Source organism: Acidisphaera sp. S103 (genome assembly GCF_009765975.1).
In the GTDB taxonomy this organism is placed as follows: domain Bacteria; phylum Pseudomonadota; class Alphaproteobacteria; order Acetobacterales; family Acetobacteraceae; genus Rhodopila.
This window is the reverse complement of sequence record NZ_LMUJ01000101.1, coordinates 56378-62674: the sequence shown is the minus strand read 5'-3', so window position 1 is coordinate 62674 and position 6297 is coordinate 56378. Positions and strand designations below refer to the sequence as shown.

Genomic DNA, 6297 nt, shown 5'->3' with positions numbered 1-6297 from the left:
CGCAGGCTTGGTTCATGCTGGCCATGGGCTTCCTGCTCATCCGCAGGATCGCTCGAGATTACCAGGCGATCGCTTGATTTCGAGTCAGGTTCTTAGATGCTGTTAAGAATTACCGTGCATTGCTGAACTTTCCTGGGAACTTAATTTGCCAGGACGTATCGACGACCCAATCGGGCCAAATCGCTGCGTGATGGTAGATTAAGAGCGATGCCTGACCGGACCCGGAATCGCCGGAGGTCGAAATCACGCTCCCAAAGCAAGGAGCTACAGCGGGATAGGCGAACAGATGTAAACTCATCCCGCTCTGGAAGCCATCAAGTTGTGCGCGACAGCCAAAAGCCGAATCGGAAATCCTGGTCCAGCGGACAACTCCAATGGCCGCTTCCTACCCTGAGCGACAGCCGCGCCCGATAAACAATTTAATAACTTTAGGAAACTTAATTGTTAAGGCTTGGCTGTTGGTCGGAGCCATGGGTCTAAAAACCGAGGCCAGGATCGGCAGTTCTGTTGCCGGTTTTAACCGCGTGCTGAGCTCGGTAGAATATGGTCACGGTGGGACGACGAGAAGCGGCTCAGATGCGGCAGACTAACAAGAGCCGCGACCAAACCACGCGGAGGCCTTTCATCTCAAAGCCCCGGCGCTCCGAGCAGGCGGTTCAGGTCAGAACAGCAGGCCGGAACGTCTTGGAGAGTCCGGAGGCATCCACGGCCCGGAGGGCGTATGGCGGCAAGTGGCATTGGAACCGGCGGGTACTGGCGTAACGCGCCGCGGACTTCAACATTGCCACACGTTTTCTCCCGGCAATGGCGGCCGCCCTACCCTACTGCTGGGCCCTTCGCTCCCTCACCAGCTCGGGCGTAACGCGGCCTGCTTTGCCACCGAAATGGCCGATGACGTAGTTCGAGACCGCGGCAAGTTCGGCGTCGTTGTACGCCCTTGCAAAGCTCGGCATGTACGCCGTGCCATGGCTCGTCTTGAGGTCGCCGCCGGACAGCAGCACGCGCACCAGATTCACACCCTCCGGATCGTTGACCGCCTGGCTGCCGGCGAGCGCCGCATAGTTCGTCTCCCGCCCGCCACCGTTCCACGCATGGCAACTCGCGCAAACGCCCTCGAACAAACGCCGCCCGAGTTCGTTCCCCGCATCCGTCTCCCCTGGCGCCCAACTCGACGAAACCGTCATCACACCCGGCGCGGGATCGACCTCGGTGCCCGGCACGCCGGTCTGCGGCTCGACATGCCGCAGATACGAGACAAGTGAGCGAGTATCGTCCGCGGTCAGATATTGCAGGCTGTAGCCGACTGCCTCGCCCATCGGCCCGGATGCCGAACCACGCCCGGCGGCGTGCCCGAAACTGAGGTAATCGGCGATTTGCTGATCAGACCAGTCGCCGATCCCATAATCCTTGTCCGTCGTGATGTTGTAGGCGTGCCAGCCCTGCGCCACCGCGCCGCCGAACTGCCGTCCGATCTCCATCGCGAAACCCAGGTTGCGCGGCGTGTGGCACTCGCCGCAGTGCCCCAGCGCCGTCGCCAGATAGGCGCCACGGTTCTCGGCGGTGTTCAGCGCCGGATCCGGACGGAACCGATGTTCATCCAGGAACGCCAGGTTCCAGAAGGCCAGCGTCCAGCGCTGGTTGAACGGGAACGCCAACCGGTTTGGCCGGGCCGGCGCGTGCACCGGCGGCAGCGAGAACAGATACGCCTTCATCGCCACCGCATCCTCCCGGCTCAGGCCGGTGTAGGACGCGTAGGGAAACGCCGGATACAGATGCGAGCCATCCTTGGCGATGCCCTGATGCAGCGCCCGCACGAAGTCGTCGTCACTCCAGGTGCCGATGCCGGTTTCTTTGTCGGCCGTGATGTTGGTCGAATAGATCGTGCCGAACGGCAGAGTGAACGCGAAACCCCCGGTGAACGGCTTGCCCCCCGGAATGTTATGGCAGGCCGCACAGTCCGCCGCTCGCACCAGATACGCCCCCCGCGCGATCAGCTCCGGCGTCGCCGGAACGTCCGCCGCCGAGACTTCCGGGTCGCGGTCGTAAAGCCGCCAGCCGACGAAACCGGCGCCAACCACGGCCACGACAACAACAGCGGCAGCCAGAAACTTGACCAGACGCCGCATGTCACACCCCCGCCGTCAGGCCAGTGGCGATCGGCAGGCGGCGCACCCGCTTGCCGGTTGCCGCGAACACCGCGTTGGCGACCGCGGGGAAGGACGCCGCGGTACCGGTCTCGCCCAGGCCACCAGGAGGTTCGGTGCTGTCGACCAGATGCACCTCGATCGGCGGAGTCTCGTCCATGCGCAGCATGCGGTAGGTGTTGAAGTTGCTCTGCTCCACCCGCCCTTGATCGAAGGTGATCTCGCTGTACAGCGCGGACGTTATGCCGAAGATCAGGCCGCCTTCGATCTGCGCCTTGACTGAGTCAGGGTTGACTGCCTGCCCGCAATCCATCGCCGCCGTGACCCGCCGCAGCCGAATTTGGTTGCCCTCGGTCACCGCAACCTCGCACACCACCGACAGATAGGACCCGAACGCGAACTGCACCATGATGCCGCGCCCGACCCCCTGCGGCAGTGGGCTGCCCCAACCGGCCTTCTCCGCCGCCAGATCCAGGACCTTCAGTGCCCGCGGATTTTTCGCCAGCAGCGAACGCCGGAATGCGACCGGATCTTGCTTCGCTGCGTACGCCAGCTCATCGATGAAACTCTCGACGACGAAAATGTTGTGCGCAGGTCCGACACCGCGCCACCACGCCGTCACCAGGCCCGGCGGTTCGTGCCGCACCCAGGAAATCCGCCGCACCGGAATGTCGTACGGCGTATCCTCCGCGCATTCGACCGCATCCGGGTCGATGCCGTTCTTGCGCATTCCCACCGGTGCCCACCGCGCCATGACGCTCGATCCGGTGACCTTATGGGTCCAACCCACAATCCTGCCGTTCGCATCCAGCCCGGCCGCGATGTGGTCGTAGTAGAACGGACGGTAGTGGTCGTGCTGGATGTCGGTCTCCCGCGTCCAGATCATCTTCAGCGGATACGGCACCTGCTTCGCGAAAGCCGTCGCGATGCCGACATACTCCCACTCCAGTCGCCGGCCGAACCCGCCGCCGAGCATGTGGTTGTGCAACACCACCTGTTCGACCGGCCGTCCGGCCGCCTTGGCCGCCACGGCCTGCGCGCGAGGCGGTATCTGCGTGCCGCACCAGACCTCGACGCCATCCGGCCGGACATGCACCGTGCAGTTGATCGGCTCCATCGGCGCATGCGCCAGGAACGGAAGCTGATACACCGCATCCAGTTTGACCGCCGCCCCGGCGATGGCCCCATCGGGATCGCCCGCCAGCTTGGCCACGATTCCAGGTCCGGCGGAGGCATTCGCATGGCCCTCGACGATCCCCGCCTGGTTCACACCGGCATTCGGGCCGAGGTCCCAGTCGATATCGAGCGCATCCAGTCCCTGCTTCGCCGCCCAATAATGCTCGCCCACGACAGCCACTCCATCGTCGGTCCGCAGCACGTCCACAACGCCTGGGATCTTGCGCGCGGCGACATCATCGAGCTTCGACACCCTGCCGCCCAGCACCGGACACAGCGTCACCGCGGCGATCTTCATGCCGGGCAGCCGCACATCGATCCCATACACCGTCTTGCCGTTGACCTTGGTCGGCGTGTCCACCCGCTTCTGCGGCGTGCCGATCAGTTTCCAGTCCTTGCGATCCTTCAGTGGCGCATCGGCCGGCAGCGGCATGGTCACCGCCAGCGCCACCAGAGACCCGTAAGTCGCCGTCCGGCCGGACTCAGCGTGGCTGACCGTCCCTCTCGCGACCGAACAGGCGGCAGGCTCGACACTCCATTGCTTCGCCGCCGCCGCCACCAGCACCGCCCGTGTGATCGCCGCCGCCTTGCGCAGGCTCTGCCAGTCCGCTCGTATCGACGTCGACCCGCCGGTTGCCTGCAGCCCGAGCACGGGGTTGGCGTAAAGCTTGTCGTTCGGCGGCGCGAATTCCGGCGCTACCTGGTCGAGCCCGACATCGAGTTCCTCGGCCATCAGCATCGACGCCCCGGTCCAGATCCCCTGGCCCATTTCGACATCGCGCATGACCAGCGCGATCTTGCCGTCCTCGCCGATGCGGATGAAGGCGTTGGGCGCGAAATTCGTCTCCGCCGCACGTGCCATGCGGCTTCCCGCCGGCACGAAAGCCGCAACCACCAGCGCGGCCGCGCCGCCTGCGAGGAACCCACGGCGATCGATCCGGGTCAGAGCGCGGCCGGACAGCATCTTGTTCATGCCGGCCTCCTCAGATCGTCGCTGCGTGTTTGATCGCCGCCCTGATCCGCGAATAGGTGCCGCAGCGGCAGATATTCCCGCTCATGGCATCGTCGATGTCGGAATCCGACGGATTGCCGTTGCGCGTCAGCAGTGCTGTCGCCGACATGATCTGGCCGGATTGACAGTAGCCGCATTGCACGACTTCCAGCGCCAGCCACGCCTTCTGGATTTTCGCCCCCGCCGGCGTGTTGCCGATCGCCTCGATCGTCGTGATCTTGTGGCCGACCGCATCGCGCACGGCGGTGACGCAGGACCGGATCGGCTCGCCATCGAGATGCACCGTGCAGCAGCCGCAAAGCGCCACACCACAGCCAAACTTGGTGCCGGTCATCCCGGCGACGTCGCGCAGCACCCACAACAGCGGCATGTCGTCCGGCACATCAAGTTGCCGGTCCTGTCCGTTGACGTTCAGAATTGCCATGTCGGGCCTCACGGAGAATGAGAAGGGATCGCGCCTACGTCGTTTGCATGTGGGATCGTCGGTGGCAGGTGTCGAGATCGCGGGCCATGTTCTGTGTCGTCGCACATCGGCGCGCCCTCGCGTTTACGTGACAGAGCAACGAGACCGCTGTTGCTGCATGAGGCGGGGATTTAGCATGTAGAGGCCCGTCAGCCGTGTTTCTGCGAGCATGTGACCGGCTAGAGCAACCCGAATGCCGGTGCCGATGAGGCCGCCATACGCTTCAAGGCGCGGCACATCGAGCGCATAGAGCGTGAAAATGTAGTGATGCGGCAGGGATTTGGGAACCTCGCAGCCTACCTTGTTGACGTCGTCGCCCCGGCTTGGGGCGTCGGGGTCGTGGCACATCAGTACGAAGGACTGCGTCCTTGCTGGAACATCGTCCCATGCCAGGTGAGGATTACGGTTATTGCCGAGAGCGACGTGGCTCAAAGGGTCAATTACGGCGAATGCAAACTCACCGGGGATCAGCGCACCGTCGCCGAAACCATTGCTTTTCAATCGCATGAAATTGCTTCCTGTAAGATCGCAGCTTGTTCACCCCGTAAATCCGCCGTCTTGACGAAGCAGTCGGCCGGCGCCGCCGTCATTTGGCGGCGAGCAGCGCGCCTGCTGCAGGCACGATTGGCTCAAACTCCAATCGATCAAGCATCGACCGCGTGGTGCATATCGCGGTCGAGACCGTGGGAATGCCAAGCATGTCTTCGATCAGCTGAACCGCCGGCAATGATGGCATCTGCACACAGGCCGATGCGACCACGACGTCGACGCCGTCCGTGTTTAAGAGACGGACGTCCTCAATCAATTGCAGCGGATCCCGAAGCCCGACTTCGAGGTTGTCCGAAATCTCGAAGCAGAGCGAGTCCACGACTTCGATCCCTTCGTGCTCGATATATTCGACGACGAGGTCCGTGAGTGGCCGCATGTAAGGCGCCATCAATGAGATGCGCCGAGCGCCCAACGTCTTCAATCCTTCGATCAACGCTCCGGCCGAGGTCATCACTGGGGCGAGCGACTGGTTGGCGCGCGCCACGACGGTTAGCGCGCGCTCTGTTTCGCGGTGATAACCGAATCCCATGGACATGATGGCGACCAGGCAGGCAGTGCTCATGACGTCGATGCGCGCGTCAGCCAGTTCCGCTGCACAGCGCAGTCCCTCCCGGTTCATCGCTTCCAGCTCTTCCTTCGTCACCTTGTGCATGCGCATGCGGCTCGAATGAAAGGTGAAGCGTTCGGGGCGAATGGCCTCGCGGGCCCGCAGCATTGCGGGGATTTCAGTTTCCATCGTCGTGTTGGAACTGGGCACAATCTGCCCGATGCGAAATGGCCTGTGCATTGTGCGCTCCTTGAATTTGACCTTCTCGAAGGTAATCGGGCGTTGAGGGCTCGACGTATCCGGTAGGAGGCCCCCGCCCGCAATCGATCTGGCGTCGTGGTTCACTACAGTTGATTATATGTACGCGCATTAAGAACAGGAGACGCATAAATACTGGTAAGAGTCT

Annotated in this window: 5 protein-coding genes; all 5 read right to left on the bottom strand. The window is 63.2% G+C overall.

Annotated elements, in window-relative coordinates; translation table 11 throughout:
* Positions 1–821 precede the first annotated feature (821 nt).
* The 5 genes from GSQ89_RS32785 to GSQ89_RS32765 all read right to left on the bottom strand — a co-directional run bounded on the left by GSQ89_RS32785 (position 822) and on the right by GSQ89_RS32765 (position 6131).
* Entirely contained in the window at positions 822–2126 is a 1305-nt protein-coding gene (locus GSQ89_RS32785) for a cytochrome c (protein ID WP_158932314.1), read from the bottom strand.
* Between the two features lies 1 nt (position 2127).
* Positions 2128–4293: a xanthine dehydrogenase family protein molybdopterin-binding subunit gene (locus GSQ89_RS32780; protein ID WP_254073474.1), complete on the bottom strand. Its 2166-nt coding sequence runs from the start codon at positions 4291–4293 to the stop codon at positions 2128–2130.
* A gap of 10 nt (positions 4294–4303) precedes the next feature.
* On the bottom strand, positions 4304–4756 hold the full coding sequence (locus GSQ89_RS32775) for a (2Fe-2S)-binding protein (protein ID WP_158932313.1): 453 nt from the start codon (positions 4754–4756) through the stop codon (positions 4304–4306).
* 123 nt (positions 4757–4879) lie between these two features.
* Complete coding sequence (locus GSQ89_RS32770) at positions 4880–5302, bottom strand: YbhB/YbcL family Raf kinase inhibitor-like protein (RefSeq protein ID WP_158932312.1); 423 nt, start codon at positions 5300–5302, stop codon at positions 4880–4882.
* A 79-nt stretch (positions 5303–5381) separates the two neighbouring features.
* A complete protein-coding gene (locus GSQ89_RS32765) occupies positions 5382–6131 on the bottom strand; it encodes an Asp/Glu racemase (RefSeq protein ID WP_158932311.1) in 750 nt (249 codons plus the stop codon).
* Positions 6132–6297 lie beyond the last annotated feature (166 nt).

Coding starts and splice junctions, on each gene's coding strand:
- GSQ89_RS32765 (WP_158932311.1), bottom strand. CDS start 6,131: ATGCACAGGCCATTTCGCATCGGGCAGATTGTGCCCAGTTCCAACACG.
- GSQ89_RS32785 (WP_158932314.1), bottom strand. CDS start 2,126: ATGCGGCGTCTGGTCAAGTTTCTGGCTGCCGCTGTTGTTGTCGTGGCC.
- GSQ89_RS32775 (WP_158932313.1), bottom strand. CDS start 4,756: ATGGCAATTCTGAACGTCAACGGACAGGACCGGCAACTTGATGTGCCG.
- GSQ89_RS32780 (WP_254073474.1), bottom strand. CDS start 4,293: ATGAACAAGATGCTGTCCGGCCGCGCTCTGACCCGGATCGATCGCCGT.
- GSQ89_RS32770 (WP_158932312.1), bottom strand. CDS start 5,302: ATGCGATTGAAAAGCAATGGTTTCGGCGACGGTGCGCTGATCCCCGGT.